The sequence below is a fragment of the Mesorhizobium sp. M1329 genome (genome assembly GCF_040318035.1).
Lineage (GTDB): Bacteria > Pseudomonadota > Alphaproteobacteria > Rhizobiales > Rhizobiaceae > Mesorhizobium.
The window spans coordinates 127310-146604 of the sequence record NZ_JAMYLN010000005.1 but is presented as its reverse complement, the minus strand read 5'-3'; the positions used below and the strand labels follow the sequence as shown (position 1 = coordinate 146604).

Annotated in this window: 16 protein-coding genes; all 16 read right to left on the bottom strand. The window is 63.9% G+C overall.

The features are described from left to right. Positions 1 to 270 precede the first annotated feature (270 nt). Positions 271 to 1941, bottom strand: coding sequence for a cell division protein FtsZ (gene ftsZ, locus NKH21_RS06980; RefSeq protein WP_352863684.1), 1671 nt, complete (start codon positions 1939 to 1941; stop codon positions 271 to 273). Positions 1942 to 2008: 67 nt separating this feature from the next. Continuing rightward, entirely contained in the window at positions 2009 to 3316 is a 1308-nt protein-coding gene (gene ftsA, locus NKH21_RS06975) for a cell division protein FtsA (RefSeq protein WP_023676759.1), read from the bottom strand. After that, the gene (locus NKH21_RS06970) at positions 3313 to 4254 is read right to left on the bottom strand and encodes a cell division protein FtsQ/DivIB (RefSeq protein ID WP_352863682.1); all 942 of its coding nucleotides are present in this window, start codon (positions 4252 to 4254) and stop codon (positions 3313 to 3315) included. Before NKH21_RS06970 ends, ftsA begins: the two co-directional genes overlap by 4 nt. Then, positions 4242 to 5168 carry a D-alanine--D-alanine ligase gene (locus NKH21_RS06965; RefSeq protein ID WP_352564487.1) on the bottom strand — a complete coding sequence of 309 codons (927 nt, stop codon included), beginning with the start codon at positions 5166 to 5168 and terminating at the stop codon, positions 4242 to 4244. The genes NKH21_RS06970 and NKH21_RS06965 overlap by 13 nt, the downstream gene beginning before the upstream one ends. Before the next feature lie 314 nt (positions 5169 to 5482). Further along, entirely contained in the window at positions 5483 to 6448 is a 966-nt protein-coding gene (gene murB / locus NKH21_RS06960; protein WP_352863679.1) for a UDP-N-acetylmuramate dehydrogenase, read from the bottom strand. Then, positions 6445 to 7851, bottom strand: a complete 1407-nt coding sequence (gene murC, locus NKH21_RS06955) for a UDP-N-acetylmuramate--L-alanine ligase (protein WP_352564485.1) — start codon at positions 7849 to 7851, stop codon at positions 6445 to 6447. Before murC ends, murB begins: the two co-directional genes overlap by 4 nt. After that, positions 7848 to 8975, bottom strand: coding sequence for an undecaprenyldiphospho-muramoylpentapeptide beta-N-acetylglucosaminyltransferase (gene murG / locus NKH21_RS06950; protein ID WP_352665943.1), 1128 nt, complete (start codon positions 8973 to 8975; stop codon positions 7848 to 7850). Before murG ends, murC begins: the two co-directional genes overlap by 4 nt. Before the next feature lies 1 nt (position 8976). Next, the gene (ftsW, locus tag NKH21_RS06945) at positions 8977 to 10128 is read right to left on the bottom strand and encodes a putative lipid II flippase FtsW (RefSeq protein WP_352456168.1); all 1152 of its coding nucleotides are present in this window, start codon (positions 10126 to 10128) and stop codon (positions 8977 to 8979) included. After that, complete coding sequence (gene murD, locus NKH21_RS06940; RefSeq protein ID WP_352863676.1) at positions 10128 to 11528, bottom strand: UDP-N-acetylmuramoyl-L-alanine--D-glutamate ligase; 1401 nt, start codon at positions 11526 to 11528, stop codon at positions 10128 to 10130. The genes ftsW and murD overlap by 1 nt, the downstream gene beginning before the upstream one ends. A gap of 8 nt (positions 11529 to 11536) precedes the next feature. After that, positions 11537 to 12619, bottom strand: a complete 1083-nt coding sequence (mraY, locus tag NKH21_RS06935; protein ID WP_023676767.1) for a phospho-N-acetylmuramoyl-pentapeptide-transferase — start codon at positions 12617 to 12619, stop codon at positions 11537 to 11539. Positions 12620 to 12643: 24 nt separating this feature from the next. Further along, positions 12644 to 14077 (bottom strand): UDP-N-acetylmuramoylalanyl-D-glutamyl-2,6-diaminopimelate--D-alanyl-D-alanine ligase, encoded by a 1434-nt coding sequence (locus NKH21_RS06930; RefSeq protein ID WP_352863674.1) that lies wholly within the window; start codon positions 14075 to 14077, stop codon positions 12644 to 12646. Beyond that, positions 14074 to 15528, bottom strand: coding sequence for a UDP-N-acetylmuramoyl-L-alanyl-D-glutamate--2,6-diaminopimelate ligase (locus NKH21_RS06925; RefSeq protein WP_352665944.1), 1455 nt, complete (start codon positions 15526 to 15528; stop codon positions 14074 to 14076). The genes NKH21_RS06930 and NKH21_RS06925 overlap by 4 nt, the downstream gene beginning before the upstream one ends. A 54-nt stretch (positions 15529 to 15582) precedes the next feature. Further along, on the bottom strand, positions 15583 to 17328 hold the full coding sequence (locus NKH21_RS06920; protein WP_352564476.1) for a peptidoglycan D,D-transpeptidase FtsI family protein: 1746 nt from the start codon (positions 17326 to 17328) through the stop codon (positions 15583 to 15585). Continuing rightward, positions 17325 to 17702 carry a cell division protein FtsL gene (ftsL, locus tag NKH21_RS06915; protein WP_292662860.1) on the bottom strand — a complete coding sequence of 126 codons (378 nt, stop codon included), beginning with the start codon at positions 17700 to 17702 and terminating at the stop codon, positions 17325 to 17327. Before ftsL ends, NKH21_RS06920 begins: the two co-directional genes overlap by 4 nt. Positions 17703 to 17706: 4 nt before the next feature. Further along, the gene (rsmH, locus tag NKH21_RS06910; RefSeq protein WP_352564474.1) at positions 17707 to 18738 is read right to left on the bottom strand and encodes a 16S rRNA (cytosine(1402)-N(4))-methyltransferase RsmH; all 1032 of its coding nucleotides are present in this window, start codon (positions 18736 to 18738) and stop codon (positions 17707 to 17709) included. Further along, positions 18735 to 19193 carry a division/cell wall cluster transcriptional repressor MraZ gene (gene mraZ, locus NKH21_RS06905; protein ID WP_254818997.1) on the bottom strand — a complete coding sequence of 153 codons (459 nt, stop codon included), beginning with the start codon at positions 19191 to 19193 and terminating at the stop codon, positions 18735 to 18737. Before mraZ ends, rsmH begins: the two co-directional genes overlap by 4 nt. Between the last annotated feature and the right edge of the window lie 102 nt (positions 19194 to 19295).

Genomic DNA, 19295 nt, shown 5'->3' with positions numbered 1-19295 from the left:
TGCCTAGGTCCGCTTCATCTGCCCTGAGGGCGCGGCTCTTGATTGATCGGCAGGCAGGGCCACTTCCCCGAGACTCCCAGCAAACCGACTTTGGTCGGTCGCGAAGATAATGGTCCCGCAGGGAGACTCCAAATCACGGTTTCTTACTCGTTGTAACTGCGGTCCAGCGCGGGATTGCCCCATAAGTCCTTGTTTTAAAATCGCTTTTAATATCAACAGGCGAACAGCTTCCTGCTCGCCTGTTAACAACTGTTACGAACCGTTAACAGATCAATTGGCCTGTCGGCGCAGGAAGGCGGGAATCTCCAACTGATCGTCTTCCTGGACAGCCCGGCTCTGCGGCGTCAGGCGGCCCTGCTCGTCCAGCTGGCCGCGGCGCGGTGCGTAAAGCTGCGGATCCTGGCTGGCTAGGCGGCGCACTTCCGCCGGCGCCTGGCGCAGTTTCGGTTCGCGCGGCTGCGCCGGCTGCAACCGTGCAGGCTCCTCTTCGCGGCGGGTCAAGCCGTTGGTCAGGCGCTTGAGCAAGCCCATGGGGCCGCTGTTCTCGTGGTCGGCCGGGCGGGCCTTGGCTTCCACTTCGGCCTTCACCTGCGGCGGGAAATCCTCGACCCGCGGCATGCGCTGGGGTGCCGCGGCAACCGGCTGCGGCATTTCACGATGCGGAGCGGGCTGCATCGCTTGCTGAGCCACCGGCTGCATCATCGGTTGCGGCTGAGCGGGAGGCGCCTGGAAAATCTTGCTCTGCGGACGGAAGTCTTCCGCATGCGCGACCGCTGCCGGGCGGGCCTGCGCCATCGCTGCCGCATTCGCCTCGGCGAGCTGAATGGCCTCGGCGACCGGATCGGCAGCACGTGGTTCATAGATCGGTTGCTGGACAGGCGCCGGGCGCATTTCCGTGACCTGGGCCGCCGGGCGGCTGACCGGCTTCGGCGGAGCCGCGCGGATGGCGATCGGCGCGGCAGCGATTTCGGCCGCCGATTTGTCGATGCCGGTGGCGACCACCGACACGCGGATAACGCCTTCGAGTTCCTCGTCGAAGGTAGCGCCCAGAATGATGTTGGCGTCCTGGTCGACCTCTTCGCGAATGCGGGTTGCCGCCTCATCGACTTCGAACAGGGTCAGGTCGCGGCCGCCGGTGATCGAGATCAGCAGGCCCTTGGCGCCCTTCATCGAGGTCTCGTCGAGCAGCGGGTTGGCGATGGCGGCTTCAGCCGCGGCCATTGCGCGGCCCTCGCCCGAAGCCTCGCCGGTTCCCATCATCGCCTTGCCCATTTCGCGCATGACCGAGCGGACGTCGGCGAAGTCGAGATTGATCAGGCCTTCCTTGACCATCAGGTCGGTGATGCAGGCAACGCCCGAATAGAGCACCTGGTCGGCCATGGCGAAGGCATCGGCGAAGGTGGTCTTGTCGTTGGCCAGCCGGAACAGGTTCTGGTTGGGAATGACGATCAGGGTATCGACGCATTTCTGCAGTTCCTCGATACCCATGTCGGCCGTCTTCATGCGGCGCTGGCCTTCGAAGTGGAACGGCTTGGTGACGACGCCGACCGTGAGGATGCCCTTTTCGCGGGCAGCGCGGGCAACGACGGGGGCCGCCCCGGTACCGGTGCCGCCGCCCATGCCGGCAGTGACGAAGCACATATGTGTGTTGGAGAGATGATCGATGATCTCGTCGATGCACTCTTCCGCCGCCGCGCGCCCGACTTCAGGCTGCGATCCGGCGCCGAGACCCTCGGTGACATGCGCACCGAGCTGGATCAGCCGCTCGGCCTTCGACATCGTCAGTGCCTGCGCGTCGGTGTTGGCCACCACGAACTCGACGCCGCGCAAGCCGGCGGTGATCATGTTGTTGACGGCGTTGCCGCCGCCGCCGCCGACACCGAACACGGTGATGCGCGGCTTGAGCTCGGTGATGTCCGGCTTCTGCAGATTGATGGTCATTGTCTTCGTCCTTTGCCTTTCCCGCCGCTTCGCCGCCGCGGCCGCCTATGGGGCTGTCCCCGTCAAATTAAAAACTGTCTCTCAACCACTGACTCATTCGATGCAGTTTTCCGCCTGTTCCGGTCATCCGAAGACCGGAAATTCCCTTCGCCGGGCGGCTCTCGAAGCTCGCCATCTGCGGGTAGATCAGAAGCCCGACGGGCGTCGAGAAAGCCGGCCCCTTGGCCGCCTCGGGCAGGCCTGCCACGCCAAGCGGGCGGCCAATGCGCACATTGCGGCCGAGAATGCGGCGTGCTGCTTCGGGCAGGCCGGCAAGCTGGCTGGCGCCGCCGGTCAGCACCACACGCTTGCCAACCGCATTGCCGTAGCCGGATTTGTTCAGCCGGTCGCGCAGCAGTTCCAGCGTCTCGTCGATGCGGGCGCGGATGATGCGCGTCATCACCGAGCGCGGGATCTGCAACGGCACCTCGCCGTCCTCGCCGATCGGATGGATTGAAACCAGGTCGCGATCGTCGGCGCTGCCAGGCAGCGCCGAGCCGTGCATCACTTTCAGCCTTTCGGCGGCATCGAGCGAGGTCGACAGGCCCTTGGCCATATCCAGAGTGACGTGGTTGCCGCCGATCGCGATGGCGTCGCCGTGAACGAACTTGCCTTCCGAAAACACCGAGATCGTCGTCGTGCCGCCGCCCATGTCGATGCAGGCCGCACCCATTTCGAGCTCGTCGTCGACCAGCGCGGCTAGCCCGCTGGCATAGGGCGTCGCCACCATGCGCTCGACCGACAGGTGCGAGCGGTTGATGCAGAGCTCGAGATTGCGCAAGGGCGCTGCATCGCCTGTCAGCACATGCATGTCGACGCCGAGCTGGTCGCCAACCATGCCGCGCGGATCGCGCACACCGCGCTCGGCATCCAGCGAAAAGGCAACGGGAAGCGAATGGATCACCTCGCGCTCAGCCCGCAGCGCCTGCTTGGCACCGGCGGCAAGCACGCGCTTGATGTCGGCCTCGTCGGCCTCATGGCCGCCGAGATTGATGGTGGCCGAAAAAGCCTCGCTCTTCAGCCGACCGGCAGTCATGTTGACGATCAGCGAATCGACCGTCAGTCCCGCCATGCGTTCGGCGGCGTCGACGGCCAGACGGATGGCGTGCTCGGCGCGGTCGAGATCGATGACGACGCCCGATTTCACGCCTTGCGATTTCTGGTGGCCGATGCCGATCACCTGGACGCGATGCGAGCGTCCGCGCAGCAGCTTGCCATCATCGCGCGGCTTGAGTTTGGCCACCACGCAGCAGACCTTGCTGGAGCCGACATCCAGCACCGTCAGGATACCGGACCGGCGCGACGAGGCATCGCTATTGCCGCCAAGCCAGCTCATATCTTCGTCTCCGGCTTGCGCTTCAGCATCTTGGGCTTTTCGTCGAGCGCGGCTTGGCGCTGTGTCGCCGCTTCCGGCGTCAACTGGACGACCAGACGATCGGACAGACGCATGTCGACGGCGGCGATGTCGCGCGTCAAAAGCCCGTTCTCGTGGTCCATCCTGACCAGGTCGGCAATCGCCTGATCCTCACCGTCTTCGGGAAGCTTGATCGTGATGCCGTTTTCAAGCTTGAGATCCCAGCGCCGTTCGCCGATGCGGATATAGCCCTTGATCCGCGCGGCAAGCTCCGGATAATTCTTTATCTTGGCCAGGAAATCCGGCGCCTTGGCCGGCGCGCCGGTGCCGATGATCAGCGGCAGCAATATCTGCTTGCCGCCGGAGAACGGCGCAATGACGGTGCCGGATTTCTCGATCACCGAAAGCGCGCTGCCTTGCTGCCACAGCGCGAACGGCTCGCGCTCCTCGACGCGCACTTCCAGCGTATGCGGGTAGACCTTGCGCACTGCCGCGGCTTCGACCCAGGGTAGCGTGGTGATGCGTTCGCGCGCGGCTTCGGCATCGAAGCCGATCAGCGAGGTCCAGCCGTCGAGTTCCAGCGTGTCGAGAATATCGATCTCGGACGTTTCGCGGTTGCCGACGACCTTGACTTGGTCGACGGCAAAGCCGGTGCGGGCGGTGACACTCTGGACGATGGCGTCGGAATATCCGCCGAGATAGGCGCCATAGGCACTGCTCGAAACAAGCAGTGCCGCCGACAGCATGGCAGCGCAATAGGGCGGCGCTTCGAAGTCGCCTTCGCCGAGGCGCGCCAGCACGCGCACCGGCCGGCGGAGCAGGCGCGGCAGCACGAAATGGTCGAACGACAACGGCATGCCGAACAGCGCCGGCCCGGCCGCGCCCTTCCCCTTGCCCTGTCCCCACTTCAACGCAGACACGAAGCGTCCTCCACCATCCAACTCAACAAATCGCCGAACGAGTGTCCCGCTTGCGCGGCGATTTCCGGCACCAAAGACGTCGGCGTCATGCCCGGCTGGGTGTTGACCTCGAGCCAGACAATTTCGCCGTTTTCGGAGTGACGATCGTCATAACGGAAGTCCGACCGGGAAACGCCCCGACAGCCGATAGCTTGGTGAGCCTTGAGCGTCAGTGTCTGTATTTTTTGGTAAATATTCGGTGAAAGTTTTGCCGGGCATTCGTGTTTTGATCCTCCCGCGACGTATTTTGAATCATAGTCGTAGAAGGAATGGCCGGTCGGGATGATCTCGCAGACACCGAGCGCCACATCGCCCATCACCGCGCACGTCAATTCCCGCCCGTGCACATAACGCTCGACCATCACCGTATCGCCATATCTCCACTCGGACGAGCCGATGATCTGCGGTGGATGCGACTGGCCTTCATGGACGATGACGACACCGAAGCTCGACCCTTCATTGACCGGCTTGACGACATAGGGCGGCTTCATCGGGTGCTTGTTCTGGATGGCGAAGCGATTGGCCACCTTCGATTCGGCCACCGGAATGCCGGCCGCCTTGGCGACCTTCTTGGCCTGTTCCTTGTTCATCGCGAGCGCCGAGGCAAGCACGCCGGAATGGGTGTACGGAATGGCGAGGTACTCAAGGATGCCCTGGATGGTGCCGTCCTCGCCGAAGGGGCCGTGCAGCGCATTGAAGACGACGTCAGGCTTGAGCGCGCCCAGCACCGAGCCGATGTCGCGCGAGACGTCGACGCGGGTGACCTGGTAGCCCTCTCCCTCGAGCGCATCGGCGCAGGCTTTACCCGACGACAGGGACACGGGCCGCTCGGACGAGAATCCCCCCAGAAGGACGGCCACATGCTTGCTTGTCATTCCCCGTCATTTCCTCTCACAGCAGGCCTGCACCATCGTGCATGCCCCGAAAAGCATCGCGCGCACTCAAATGCGCCCGAGCAACTTCGCTCCCTTGTTTCCGCAACATTGAGTCCGAGTCTCCCGGCAGGTTGCCCCCCAGACGGAAACGCGAGTAACGCGTCGAAACGACTCAAATCAGGAAACGCTTCAGGGCAGAGAATCAGAGAGTTGATTCGCTGGCAAGTGCTTACGATTCCGATGGATTCACTTTCCGCAAAAACGGCAGCAAAATGTGAATTCATGAGTCCGAAAGGCAACGGCGGTCGGCTTGCCTAAAGCAACTGCCCGAGAAATTCCTGGACAGCATGGCCCGGCCGAAAATTGCCGATGCGCTTGATCTCCCACTGCAGCCGGATGCCCGATTTTTCGAGCACACGCGCGCGCACCGTCTCACCGAGATATTCAAGCTCGTAGCCTGTGGCCGTTCCGGTGTTGATCATGAAGTTGCAATGCATCGGCGACATCTGCGCCCCACCGACCATCAGGCCGCGGCAGCCGGCCTTGTCGATTTCCTTCCAGGCCGAGGTGCCCTCGGGATTCTTGAAGGTCGAGCCACCGGTCTTTTCGCGGATCGGCTGCACGGTCTCGCGATGGTTCTGGACAGCATCCATCGCGGCCTTGATCGCCGCCTTGTCCTCGGGAACGCCTTCGAGCAGCGCCGACGTGAAGATCAGCCCGGACGGCGCCGATGAATGGCGATAGGCATAGCCCATATCGGCATTGCTCAGCGTATGAACATTGCCCTTGCGGTCGAGTGCCCGCACCTCGACCACGCGCTCGCGCGTCTCGACGCCATTGGCGCCGGCGTTCATCCTCAGCGCTCCGCCAACGGCGCCGGGAATGCCGTGGTAGAAATGAAAGCCACCGATGCCGGCCTCATAGGCGACGGCCGCAAGGCGCTTGTCGGGTGTCGCAGCGCCCGCCTTGATCGTGGTCGGCGCAATAACTTCGGTCTCACCAAAGCCTTTGGCCGAAAGCCGGATGACAAAGCCCGCAATGCCGCCGTCACGGACAAGCAGGTTCGAGCCGACGCCGACGATGGTCAGCGGAATTTCCTCCGGCACCGCCTTCAGGAACGTGGCAAGATCGTCCTCGTCGGCCGGCTGGAACAATGCGTCCGCGAGCCCGCCGGCTCGAAACCAGGTGATCTTGTCCATCTCGGCATTGGGCGTGATGCGGCCGCGCAGTCCGGCAAGCCGGTCGCCAAGCTTCTCGATCAACGCCTGGCCGCGCGTCATGTGATGGTCCCGCCGAGTTCCTTGGGCAGCGCATAGGCCCATTGGGTGATGTTGCCGGCACCGAGGAAGACCACAAAATCGCCCGGCTTCGCCACCTCGCGCACGATCGGCGCAATCGCCGCCGGACCTTCGATGTAGCGTGCGTCGCGATGGCCGCCGGAGCGGATGCGCGACACCAGTGCATCGGACGTAACGCCGTCGATCGGTTCCTCGCCGGCCGCATAGACAGGCGCCACCATTACCGTATCGGCGTCGTTGAAGCAGACGGAAAACTCGTCGAACAGATCGCGCAGCCGGGTGAAGCGATGCGGTTGGGTAACGGCGATGATGCGACCCTTGGTAGCGCTGCGCGCAGCCTTCAGTACCGCCGTGATCTCGACCGGATGATGGCCGTAATCGTCGAACACATCGACGCCATTCCACGAACCGGTATGGGTGAAGCGCCGCTTGACGCCGGCGAAGGACGACAGACCCTTCTTGATTGCCTCAGCCGAAAGGCCGAGCTCGTGCGCGACGGCAATCGCCGCCGTCGCATTGGAGACATTGTGGCGCCCGGGCATCGGTAGCCGCAGACCTGATATCGTTATCTGGCCGTGCGTCTTGCGGTCGCGGATCACCACGTCGAATTCCGAAGTCGGGCCATCCATGCGATGATTGGTGAAGCGCACGTCGGCCTGCGCATTTTCGCCATAGGTGATGACGCGCCGGTCCTCGATGCGGCCGACCAGCGCCTGCACCTCGGGATGGTCGGTGCACATCACGCCAAAGCCGTAGAACGGCACATTCTCGACGAACTGGCGAAACGCCTCGCGCACTTTGTCGAAGGAGCCGTAATGGTCGAGATGCTCGGGGTCGATATTGGTGACGACGGCAATCTCGGCCGGCAGCTTGAGGAAGGTGCCGTCGCTCTCGTCGGCCTCGACCACCATCCATTCGCCGTCGCCCATGCGGGCATTGGTGCCATAGGCATTGATGATGCCGCCATTGATCACCGTCGGGTCGAGCCCGCCGGCATCGAGTAGCGTCGCCACCATCGAAGTCGTCGTCGTCTTGCCATGCGTGCCGCCGATCGCGACCGCCTGCCGGAAGCGCATCAGCTCGGCCAGCATTTCGGCGCGCCGCACGATCGGCAGCAACTTCTCTCTCGCCGCCTTCAGCTCCGGGTTTGATTTCTTGATTGCGGTGGAGACGACGACCACTTCGGCCTCGCCGAGGTTCTCGGCCTGGTGGCCGACGAAGCATTCGATGCCCTTGTCGCGCAGCCGCTGCACATTGGCGCTGTCGGCCTGATCGGATCCCTGCACCTTGTAGCCGAGATTGTGCAGCACCTCGGCGATGCCGCTCATGCCGATGCCGCCAATGCCGATGAAATGCACGAGGCCGATCGTCTGTGGCATCTTCATGCGTGCGTCTCCTTCCTGAATTCCGAAACGGATTTCCTGGACGCAATAGCCTCTGTCAGATCGGCGAGCAACCGCGCGGCATCCGGTTTACCGGACGATTTCGCCGCCGCAGCCATTGTCGCCGCCCTGCCTGGATCATCCATCAGCCCGCCGACAAGCGCAGCGATCCGCTCCACCGAAAGCGTGGATTGCGGATGCACCTCGGCGCCACCCGCTGCGGCAAGGGCCGCCGCATTCGCCGCCTGGTCGTGGTCGAGCGCGTGGGGATAAGGCACCAGCAGCGCCGGCCTGCCGATCACCGCGATTTCCGATACGGTCGACGCGCCGGAGCGCGACATCACCAGATGCGCCGCCGCGAGCCGCGCCGCCATGTCGGTGAAGAAGGGCGACACCTCGGCCTCGATGCCAAGCGCGGCATAGGCGGCTCTCACCCGCCCCACATCGTCGGCGCGGGCCTGCTGCGTGATCGCCAGTCGCCTACGCTGTGCATCGGAAAACCGGGCGATCGCCGCCGGCACCGCGTCGGAAAAGAACTGCGCGCCCTGGCTGCCTCCAAATACCAGAAACCGGAACGGCTCTTCGCCGGCCGAAGCAGCATAGGGTGTATTCGCGGCCTCCAATACTTGCGGCCTGACCGGATTGCCGGTGGTCACCGTCTTTGCGCCAGTGGCACTGATGTCTTCCGGCAGGAATCCGCCGGCAACGGCGTCGACGCGGCCGGCGAGCGCCCGGTTGGCGCGGCCCATGACCGCATTCTGCTCGTGGATCAGCGTCGGTACCTTGCGCCGGGTCGCCGCGTAAAGCGGCGGCAGTGTCGGATAGCCGCCGAAGCCGACCACGATGGCGGGCTTGATGCTGGCGATGACGGCGGATGCCTGCCTAACCCCACGCCAGATTTTCCAAAACGCGGCGAGCATAGCAAAGGGATTCTTCGAGCCCATCGTCGCCGACTGGATCGGATGGATGGCGGCCGCCGGGAACTGCCCGGCAAAGCGCTCGGCGCGGTCGTCCGTCGCCAGATGCACCGTCCAGCCGCGACTGGTCAGTTCATGTGCCAGCGCCTCGGCCGGGAACAGATGTCCGCCCGTTCCGCCTGCCGCCAGAAGGATAACCCCCTTCGCCATCTCACTCCGCCGGCATCGCACGCGGCGACGGCATGAAGCCCAGCTGCTTGCGCTTTTCCGGGCGCTTGCGCGTCAGCGCCAGCACCATGCCCATCGAGATGGCGATCGCGATCTGCGAAGAGCCGCCGTAGGAGATGAACGGCAGCGTCATGCCCTTGGCCGGCATCAGCTGCAGATTGACGGCCATGTTGATGACCGACTGCAGGCCGAAGACCGTAACCAGGCCGCCCACCGCGTAGCGGGTGAAATCGTCCTGCTCCCTGAGTGCCGTGTTGAGACCGCGCAGCACGATGAAGCCGAAGATGGACATGATGAAGAAACACATGATCAGCCCGAATTCCTCGCCGGCGACGGAGAAGACAAAATCTGCGTGGCTGTCGGGGATGACCCGCTTGACGGTACCCTCGCCCGGCCCGACGCCGAACCAGCCGCCATTGATCAGCGCCTCGCGGCCCATGTCGACCTGGAACGTGTCGCCCTCGCCGGTCATGAAGCGGTCGATACGGCCGGCAACGTGCGGGAACACCGCATAGGCGGCGAACACGCCGCCGACGCCTGCAGCACCCAGCGCGACGATCCACAGCCACGGCAACCCGGCCATGAAGAACATCACCCCCCAGGTGCCGAGCACCAGCATGGTTTGCCCAAGGTCAGGCTGCGCCACCAGCAGCGAGATGACCAGCGCAAGCAGCAACATGGCGAACAGATTGCCCGGAATGTCGGGCTGGCGCTTGTGCTCGGCGAACAGCCAGGCGCAGATGATGACGAAGGCCGGTTTCAGGAACTCGGACGGCTGGATCGACAGGCCGGCTAGCGACACCCAGCGCCGCGCGCCCTTCACCTCGACGCCGATATAGAGCACTGCCACCATCAGAAACAGCATGATGCACAACATGACCAGCGCCATGCGCCGGATCTGCCTGGATTCGAGGAACGAGACGGCCAGCATTACCCCAAGCGCCGGAATGGTGAAGATGATCTGGCGTGTGGCGAAGTGGAAACTGTCTAGCCCGATGCGCTCGGCCACCGCCGGGCTTGCGGCGAAGGACAAAACGATGCCGAGCCCCATCAGCGACAGGAACGCCGCCAGGAACCAGCGATCGATCGTCCACCACCAGGTCGCCACAGGGCTTTTGTCGAGACGGCTTTGCATTATCGTGTCCCTCCGATGGGCTTCACGCCATCAATGGCGGTTGCGGCTTGCCTGAACGCCTCGCCGCGGACTTCGAAATTCTTGAACTGGTCGAAACTGGCGCAGGCTGGCGACAGCAGCACCACTGCCTCGCCGCTGTTATCCCTGGCCGCATCGCGGGCGGCGTGTTCGACCGCCGCAGCCAACGTGCCTGAGATCTCGTAAGGCACCGCCTCGCCCAGCGTCGCCGAAAAGGCCGGTGCAGCTTCGCCGATCAGATAGGCCTTGGCGATGCGCGGGAAGAAGCCGCGCAACGGCTCGATGCCGCCCTCCTTCGGCAGGCCGCCGGCAATCCAGTAGATACGCGCAAAGCTCGACAGCGCCGGTGCAGCGGCATCGGCATTGGTCGCCTTGGAATCGTTGACGAACAGCACATGCTCTTTGCGGCCGACCTGCTCCATGCGGTGCGCCAGCCCCGGGAAACTCTCCAGTCCGGATTGGATCTCGCCGAGTTCGAGCCCGACTTTGAGGCAGGCGGCAGCGGCAGCCAGTGCATTCTGCGCATTGTGCTGGCCGCGCAACGAGCCGATGCCTGCGAGGAAGGCGATCCGGCTGTAGCGGCCGTGCACGGCTTCCATCAGGTTGGTGCCGTCGGCGAAATAGCCGTCGGTCAGCGGCAGGCGCTTGGAAATCCGAATGACCTGCCGGCCGGCTCGCTCCAGCCGATCGGCGATCTGGGCGCACCAGGAATCGTCGACACCGATAATTGCCGTCTCGCTGCCGGCCACCAGCCGCTCCTTGATCGAGGCGTAGTGTTGCATCGTGCCATGGCGGTCGAGATGGTCCGGCGTCAGATTGAGCAGCACACCGGCCGTCGGATTGATCGAGGGGGCAAGATCGATCTGGTAGGACGAGCACTCAACCACATAGTGCCGCTCGGGCTGCGGCGGATCCAGCGTCATCACCGCGCGGCCGATATTGCCGCCCATCTGCGTGTCGCGCCCAGCCGATTTGAGGATGTGCGCCGTCAGTGCCGTGGTCGTCGACTTGCCGTTGGTGCCGGTGATGGCAATAAAGGGTGCTGCCGGCGCCCTCGCCGTCCGCTCGCGGCAGAAAAGCTCGATATCGCCGATGATCTCGACGCCGGAGCCCCGCGCGAGCTCGACGGTCCAATGCGGCTTCGGGTGCGTCAGCGGCACGCCGGGCGACAGCACGAAGGCGGAAAACCTCGCCCAGTCCGCACCGCGCAGGTCCGCTGTCGTGATGCCGACCGCGCCGGCCTTGGCGACGCTGTCGGGATTGTCGTCCCAGGCCAGCACATCCGCGCCGCCCTCGATCAGCGCGCGCGCTGTGGCGATCCCCGAGCCGCCGAGCCCGAAGAGCGAAACGCGCTTGCCTGAAAAGGATGCGGCGGGGATCAAGCGGCCTCCTATCTGAGCTTCAGGGTCGACAGGCCGACCAGCGCCAGGATGACGGCGATGATCCAGAAGCGAATCACCACCTGGCTTTCGGTCCACCCGAGCTTTTCGAAATGATGGTGGATCGGCGCCATCAGGAAGACGCGCTTGCCGGTCATCTTGAAGTAGCCGACCTGGATGATGACCGAGAATATCTCGACGACGAACAGGCCTCCGACGATGACCAGCACGATCTCGTGCTTGGTTGCCACCGCGACCGTGCCGATCAGCCCACCCAGTGCCAGCGAGCCCGTGTCGCCCATGAAGATCGCCGCCGGCGGCGCATTGAACCAGAGGAAGCCAAGCCCGGCGCCGATCACCGCTCCAAGGACCACTGCAAGTTCACCGGTGCCGGGCACGAAATGGATCTGCAGATATTCGGCGAACACCGCGTTGCCGGAGAGATAGGCGATGACGCCGAAGGACGCCGCGGCGATCATGATCGGCACGATAGCCAGTCCGTCGAGGCCGTCGGTCAGGTTCACCGCATTGCCGGCGCCGACGATGACGAAGCACGAGAACGGGATGAAGAACCAGCCGAGATTGACGAGAAACTCCTTGGCGAAAGGGAATGTCAACGATGACGAGAACGGCGCCTGGCCGTTGTGCATGATCACCCAGGCGGCGATGCCGGCGATGACGAATTCGAGCCCCAGCCGCGCCTTGCCGGAAAAGCCGAGATGCGACTGCTTGGTCACTTTGAGATAATCGTCGTAGAAGCCGATCGAGCCGAATCCCAGCGTCACCAGCAGCACCACCCAGACGTAGATGCTCGACAGGTTCGCCCACAGCAGCGACGAACCGACGATGCCGGACAGGATCATCAATCCGCCCATTGTCGGCGTTCCCGCCTTCTTGAAATGCGTCTGCGGCCCGTCGGCGCGGATCGGCTGGCCCTTGCCTTGCCGCAGCCTCAGCGAATTGATGATGGTCGGTCCGAAGATGAACACGATCAGCGCCGCTGTGATCAGCGCTCCGCCGGTGCGGAAAGTTATGTAGCGGAAGACGTTGAAGACCGAGATCTTGTCCGCAAATTCGACGAGCAGTGTTAGCATGCGCTTGCGTCCCCCGGACCGATCCTAGGTCTGTCTGCTGTTTGTGGCTTCCGCCGGAAACTTGCCGAGCAACGCCTCGACCAGCTTTGAAAAGCCTATGCCCTTCGACGATTTGATCATGACCACGTCGCCGGGCTTCAATTCCGATAGAAGAACCGGTTTCAGATCTTCCGCGCCGGCGCGGTACTCCGTCCTGATCTCGCCGGGCAAAACGTCGGCCAGCGCCCGCATTTCCGGGCCGCCGAGAAAGACCGTGCGCGTGTCGGTGCCGACGATCAGACCGGCAAGCGCGGCATGCAATTTCGCCGAATGGCTGCCGAGCTCGAGCATATCGCCGAGCACGGCAATGCGCCTGCCTTCGCCCGACACCGGCGTCGTGTTGAGCAGTGCCATTGCAGCGCTCATCGACGCCGGATTGGCGTTGTAGCTCTCGTCGATCAGCGTGATCGGCCCCCTGGGATGACGCAACACATAGCGCTTGCCGCGTCCGCGTTCGGGCGAAAGATCGGCCAGCGCCTGCGCAACCCTGGTGACGTCGGCGCCGACCAGATGCGCGGCGCCCAGTACGGCCAGCACATTCTGCACCATATGGCGGCCCGGCGCGCCGATCCTGGCGACAATCTCATGCCCGCCGATCTTGGCAGTGATGACCGAGTGATCGGCATTGAGCTCGCATTTGATCAGTTTGAAGGTCGCCCGAGCATTCTCGCCGAACCCGTAGACATGCTCGACCCCGGCCTCTTTCGCCATCTTCTCCAGCAGCTTCCAGCGCGCATCGTCGCGGTTGAGAAGGGCGGCGCCACCGGGCTCCAGCCCTTCGAAAACCTCTGCCTTGGCCTTGGCGATCTCGTCCAGGTTGCGGAAGAAGCCAAGGTGAGCGGCTGCGATCAGTGTAACGATGGCGACATGCGGCCGGACCATCTTGACCAAAGGCCGGATCTCGTCCGGATGGTTCATGCCGATCTCGAAGACGGCATAGTCGCAATCCTGCGGCATGCGCGCCAGCGTCAGCGGCACACCCCAGTGATTGTTGAACGACTGCGCCGATGCATGCACCGTACCGACTGCGGACAGAGCATGGCGTAGCGCTTCCTTGGTGGTGGTCTTGCCCGCCGACCCGGTCACGGCAATCACCCTCGCCTTTGAGCGTGCGCGCGCGGCAACGCCGAGCTTTTCCAGAGCGACAAGCACGTCCTCCACGACGATCATCGGTGCTGTCAGCCGCCCCAGCGACGGCAGCTTGCCCTCGGCGACGACCAGCACGCCGGCGCCCGCCTTGATGGCGGCGGTGACGAAATCATGGCCGTCCATGGCCTCGCCCTTGATGGCGAAGAAAGCATCTCCCGGCTGCAGGCTGCGGCTGTCGATGGAAATGCCGGCGATGCCTTCAGGCATCGGACCGAGCGGCCGGCCATCCATGGCGGCAACCAGCGCCTCGGAGGTCCACAGATAGCTCACGCTGCTTGCTCCCTGAGCGCCGAGCGAACTTCCTCATGATCGGAAAAATGCAGCGTCTCGGTGCCGATGGTCTGGCCTTCCTCATGGCCCTTGCCGGCCACGATCAGCGTGTCGCCAGCGTGAAGCATCCCGACCGCCTCGTGGATGGCCTTGCGCCGGTCGCCGATCTCGATCGCACCCGGTGCGGCCGCGAGAATCGCGGCGCGGATCGTCTCGGGTACTTCCGAGCGGGGATTGTCGTCGGTGACGATGACGACGTCGGCCAGCCTTGTGGCGATCTCGCCCATGATCGGCCGCTTGCCCCGGTCCCGGTCGCCGCCGCAACCGAATACGACGATGACGCGGCCGGTGGTAAAGGGGCGAACCGAAGCCAGCACGTTTTCCAGCGCATCCGGCTTGTGCGCGTAGTCGACATAGACGGGGGCGCCGTTGGCGGCCGTCCCAACCAGGTCGAGCCGTCCCGGCGCGCCCTTCAATTTCTCCAGCGCCATCAACGCTTTGGCAACAAATGTTCCAGTCGAAATGGCGAGGCCGGCCGACACCAGCGCGTTGGCAATCTGGAAGTCGCCGGCCAGCGGCAAGTCGACTTCATGGAGAACGCCGTCCGCTTCGACCTCGGCGCGCTGGCGGTGGCGCTCGTGCTCGACCCGCTTCAGCCGCAGGAAATCGCCATGGCGTCCGACCGTCAGCACGTTCAGTCCCGCTGCATGCGCCGCCTTGATCGTCGGCTCCGACCACGGGTCGTCGGCAAAGATGATGGCCGGCGCGCCCTTCGGCAGCAGCGCGTCGAACAGACGCAATTTGGCGCGATGATAGTCCTCGACCGTCGGATGATAGTCCATATGGTCGCGGCCGAGATTGGTGAAGCCGCCGGCCGCAAGCTTGACGCCGTCGAGCCGGCGCTGGTCGAGGCCATGGCTAGACGCTTCCATCGAGGCGTGGGTGACGCCGGCCTCCGCCAACTCCTTGAGCAGCCTGTGCAGTGCCACCGGATCCGGCGTGGTCAGCGAGCCATATTCATTGCGGCCCGGCGCCACCACACCGGTCGTGCCGATCGAAGCGGCGACCAAACCCGCCTGCTCCCATATCTGTCGGGTGAATGCGGCGACGGAGGTCTTGCCGCTGGTTCCGGTCACCGCGACCATGGTTTGCGGTTGCTTGCCGAAATAACGGGCCGCACTCAGCGCAAGCGCAAGGCGCGGATCGTCTACGACAAGAACCGGAACTGGCAGCCCGGCGACCGCACTGCCCTTGCCGACCACGATCGCTGCAGCGCCGCGGCTCGCGGCCTCGGCTGCGTAGGCTGCGCCATCCGCCTTGGAGCCGGTGAGCGCGAAAAAGACGACGCCCCGTGTTACCTGGCGGGAATCCGACGAAATCCCTGTAACCTCCATGTCGAAGGAAGCTGTCCCCTCGACAGGCAGGATACCGGCTAGATTTTTCAGCTTCATCGAACCCCGTTCATTGCAACAAAATAGCGCGCAGTTGCCGGCGCGCCCCAAGAATCACTGATAGGAAACCAGCGTTGCACCATTTTCATGGCTGAAATCTGGCTTCACGCCAAGCATGGAAGCCGCACGTCGGATGATGTTTGCAGCCATGATGCCCGCGTTCGAGGCGGCCGTAGCACCCATGCCGGGCTTTTCCGGCTTCGGTTCGTCGGCGATCGTCAGCACTATGTATTGCGGATCGTCCATCGGGAAAGCCGCAACGAAGGCGTTGAAATTCTTTTCCTTCGAGTAGCGGCCGTTGACGACCTTCTCCGCCGTTCCCGTCTTGCCGCCCACCCGGTATCCTGGCACCCGTGCATTGCGGCCGGATCCCTTTTCGGCATTGAGCGCATAGAGATAGCGCATGCCCTCGACCGTCTTGTCGCTGACCACTTTCTTGGCCACCGCCATCGCCTGCTCCTGCGTGCGCGGCAGGAAGGTCGGGTCCATCAGATAGCCGCCATTCATCAGCGCGGCGCAGCCGACCGCTGTCTGCAGCGGCGTCGTCGACACGCCGTGGCCGAAGGCGATGGTGATCGAATTGACCTGCTTCCAGACCTTGGGCTCGGTCGGCCGGGCGACTTCCGGCAGTTCGGTCTGCATCTTCTCGAGGATTCCCAGGCGATGCAGGAATTCGCGGTGTCCGTCGATGCCAACCGCTTCGGCTTCCTTAGCCGAGCCGATGTTGGACGAGTAGATGAACACTTCCGGCACCGACAGCACCCGGCCCTTGCCATGGAAATCATGGATGGTCTGATGGCCGATCCTGATCGGGCGCGACGCGTCGAAACGGCTTTGCAGCGTTATCTTGCCGGAATCGAGCGCCATGGCGGTGGTGAAGCTCTTGAAGGTCGACCCCATTTCGTAGAGGCCAGCGGACATACGGTTGAGCCGGTCCTTGTCCTGCGCGTTATAGGGGTTGTTCGGATCGAAATCCGGAACCGAGGCCATCGCCAGCACCTCACCGGTCTTGACGTTGAGCACGACGGCGCCCGCGGCGATGGCGTGGTACTTTTCCATGCCGGTGGCGACCTCGTCGCGCACGATATGCTGGACGCGCAGGTCGATCGAGAGCTGCACCGGCTTCAAATCCTTGGCCACCGCCAGGCCCGACGCCTGAAGGTCGCTCAAACCCTGTTCGTCGATGTATTTCTCCATGCCGGAGATGCCCTGATTGTCGATGTTGGTGAGGCCGACAATGTAGGACGAGGTTTCGCCGGCCGGATAGAACCGGCGCTTCTCGGTGCGAAAGCCGAATCCGGGGATGCCGAGTTGCATGATGTCGGCCTGCTGCTTCGGCGTCAGTTGCCGCTGCAGCCAGACGAAGCCGGCGCCGCTCTTCAGCTTGTTATATGTCTGCTCGTAGTCGATCTCGGGAAGCACCGTCGACAGCTTTTCGATCGCCTCGTCGGCATCGACGATGCGGCGCGGCTCAGCAAACAGCGACGCCGTCTTGATGTCGGTCGCCAGCACTTCGCCGTTACGGTCGACGATGTCTGGTCGCGATGCGGTCACCCGGCTCTGTGGCCCGCCCGACAGGTCGGGATTCTGGAAACCCAGATAGACCAGCCGCCCGGCAATGGTCGAATAAATGCCGAAGAACACCGCCATCGTCATGACGATGCGGGTCCTGCCCTTGCCACCCGTCGCCTTGCGGGCGCCTTCGACCACGATCGATCCGCCTGCATTCGGCTTCGAACCGCGCTTCAGCAGCCTGACAATCTTTGGAAGTCTGGCGGCGATTGGAAATCCGGTGATCATTGGACGATACCTCCGGTCACCACGGGATCCTTGCCGCCCACATCGGCCATGCCGCCCAGCCGCTGCGATGAAAGGTCCTCGATGTTGACGGGTTTCGCCGGCAAATCGTCCAGCCCGACGATCTGGCGCGCATTGACCGGCTCCAGTCCGAGTTGCGATTTGTAGATTTCGGTGAGCTTCTGCAGGCGCGACGGCTGGGTAAGCAGGCTCCAGTCCGCCTTGAGCAGGTCGATCGTGTCCTCTTCATAACGGATCTGCGCCTGGATCTTGTGCACTGCCGCCAGTTGCTCCTCGGCCTCGCGCTTGGTCTTGTAGGTCAGGGCAGCCGCCGAAACCATGACGGCGATCAGGACTATGTCGCTGGTACGAAACACGTGCTCACCTCTCTCCCGGTCGATCGGCGCCGGGAAGCTTTGGGCCAGGCAGTTTTGGCAGGCCGAAAATCGAAAAATCGCCGGCACGCGCCGGCGCCTCTGTACGGATCGCAGCGCGCAGCCTTGCCGAGCGCGCCCGCGGATTTGCCGATATCTCGGCATCGCTAGGCGTCACGCCGCCGCCCTTCTTGGTGAAGGTGGCGGTGCGCACCTGCGCCTCGGGCAGATGCCGCGATCCGGTGGCTGAATCGGCTCGGTCGGCGATGAAGCGCTTGACGATGCGGTCCTCGAGGGAATGGAAGGTCACCACGGCAAGCCGGCCGCCCGGTTTCAGCACGCGCTCGGCGGCAAACAGTGCCTTGGCCAGTTCGCCGAGCTCGTCATTGACGAAGATGCGCAGCGCCTGGAAAACGCGGGTAGCCGGATGGATTTTGTCTTTCGGCGCGCGACCGATATGCGTCTCGATGGCATCGGCAAGGTCGAGCGTGCGCTCGAAGGGGCGTTTTTCGCGACGGCTCTCGATCATGCGCGCGATGCGCCCGGCATGGCGTTCCTCGCCGAGAAAACCGAAGATGCGGGCAAGATCGCCCACCTTGAAGGTGTTGACGACGTCGGCGGCGCTCAGGCCCGCCTGCGCCATGCGCATGTCGAGCGGTCCATCGGCCCGGAACGAAAAGCCGCGCTCCGGCTGGTCGATCTGCATGGAGGAGATGCCGATGTCGAGCACGACGCCATCGGCACTTTCAACCTGCTCGTCGAGCGTCGAGAACGGTGCCTGGACAAGCCTGAGCTTGCCGCCGGACTGCTGTTCAAGGGCCCGCCCCGCCGCGATCGCATCCGGATCGCGGTCGATGGCGACGACCGAGGCTCCGCTTGCCAGAATGGCCTTGGTGTAGCCGCCGGCACCGAACGTGCCGTCGACGATCACCTCGCCTTTTGTCGGCGCCAGCGCCTCCAGAACTTCGGCAAGGAGGACCGGAATGTGACGGGCTGGTCCGCCAACGGCATGAACTTCATCGCCGTCGCCCGCCATCATTCTGGCCGCTCCCCGGGCTTCGTCCCCTGCCGGAGCTGCAAAAGCCGGGCACGTGCTTCCGTCCCATAGGCGCTGAGCCGTCCCGGCTCCCAGATCTGAAAGAAATTGCCGCGGCCAACGAAGGCCACTTCCGCTGAAATGCCGGTATGCTCGCGAATGAAATCGCTCATCGTGATACGGCCGTCCTGGTCGAGCTTCAGAAACGTTCCATCGCCATGGCAGAAGAACGACATGTCGTCCGCCGTCTGCAGGAACGGGTCTTCCTGGGCGATACGCTGCTCGTACCGATCGAGCAGGTCGAGCCCACCGACATCCATCGCCGGGCGATCCAGGCAGCGTAGCGCATAAAGTTCCGAATAGCCGCGTTTCTGCACAACGGCACGGAAATGCGCCGGCACGGACACCCGTCCCTTCGCATCGATCCTGTTCACCGCGTTCGACAGAAACCGGTCCATTACGCGTTACGGCCGCTTGCGCCGCCGCACCCCTCTGCATCTTCCTGTCCGCGCCGCCCCGGCCCGGTCGACGTCCAAAACCCGCTTCATCATGACGGGCGA

Excerpts from the sequence above, each read along its gene's own strand:
- ftsZ (WP_352863684.1), bottom strand. The coding sequence starts at position 1,941 with ATGACCATCAATCTGCAGAAGCCGGACATCACCGAGCTCAAGCCGCGC.
- ftsA (WP_023676759.1), bottom strand. The coding sequence starts at position 3,316 with ATGAGCTGGCTTGGCGGCAATAGCGATGCCTCGTCGCGCCGGTCCGGT.
- NKH21_RS06965 (WP_352564487.1), bottom strand. The coding sequence starts at position 5,168 with ATGACAAGCAAGCATGTGGCCGTCCTTCTGGGGGGATTCTCGTCCGAG.
- murB (WP_352863679.1), bottom strand. The coding sequence starts at position 6,448 with ATGACGCGCGGCCAGGCGTTGATCGAGAAGCTTGGCGACCGGCTTGCC.
- murC (WP_352564485.1), bottom strand. The coding sequence starts at position 7,851 with ATGAAGATGCCACAGACGATCGGCCTCGTGCATTTCATCGGCATTGGC.
- murG (WP_352665943.1), bottom strand. The coding sequence starts at position 8,975 with ATGGCGAAGGGGGTTATCCTTCTGGCGGCAGGCGGAACGGGCGGACAT.
- ftsW (WP_352456168.1), bottom strand. The coding sequence starts at position 10,128 with ATGCAAAGCCGTCTCGACAAAAGCCCTGTGGCGACCTGGTGGTGGACG.
- mraY (WP_023676767.1), bottom strand. The coding sequence starts at position 12,619 with ATGCTAACACTGCTCGTCGAATTTGCGGACAAGATCTCGGTCTTCAAC.
- NKH21_RS06925 (WP_352665944.1), bottom strand. The coding sequence starts at position 15,528 with ATGAAGCTGAAAAATCTAGCCGGTATCCTGCCTGTCGAGGGGACAGCT.
- NKH21_RS06920 (WP_352564476.1), bottom strand. The coding sequence starts at position 17,328 with ATGATCACCGGATTTCCAATCGCCGCCAGACTTCCAAAGATTGTCAGG.
- rsmH (WP_352564474.1), bottom strand. The coding sequence starts at position 18,738 with ATGATGGCGGGCGACGGCGATGAAGTTCATGCCGTTGGCGGACCAGCC.
- mraZ (WP_254818997.1), bottom strand. The coding sequence starts at position 19,193 with ATGGACCGGTTTCTGTCGAACGCGGTGAACAGGATCGATGCGAAGGGA.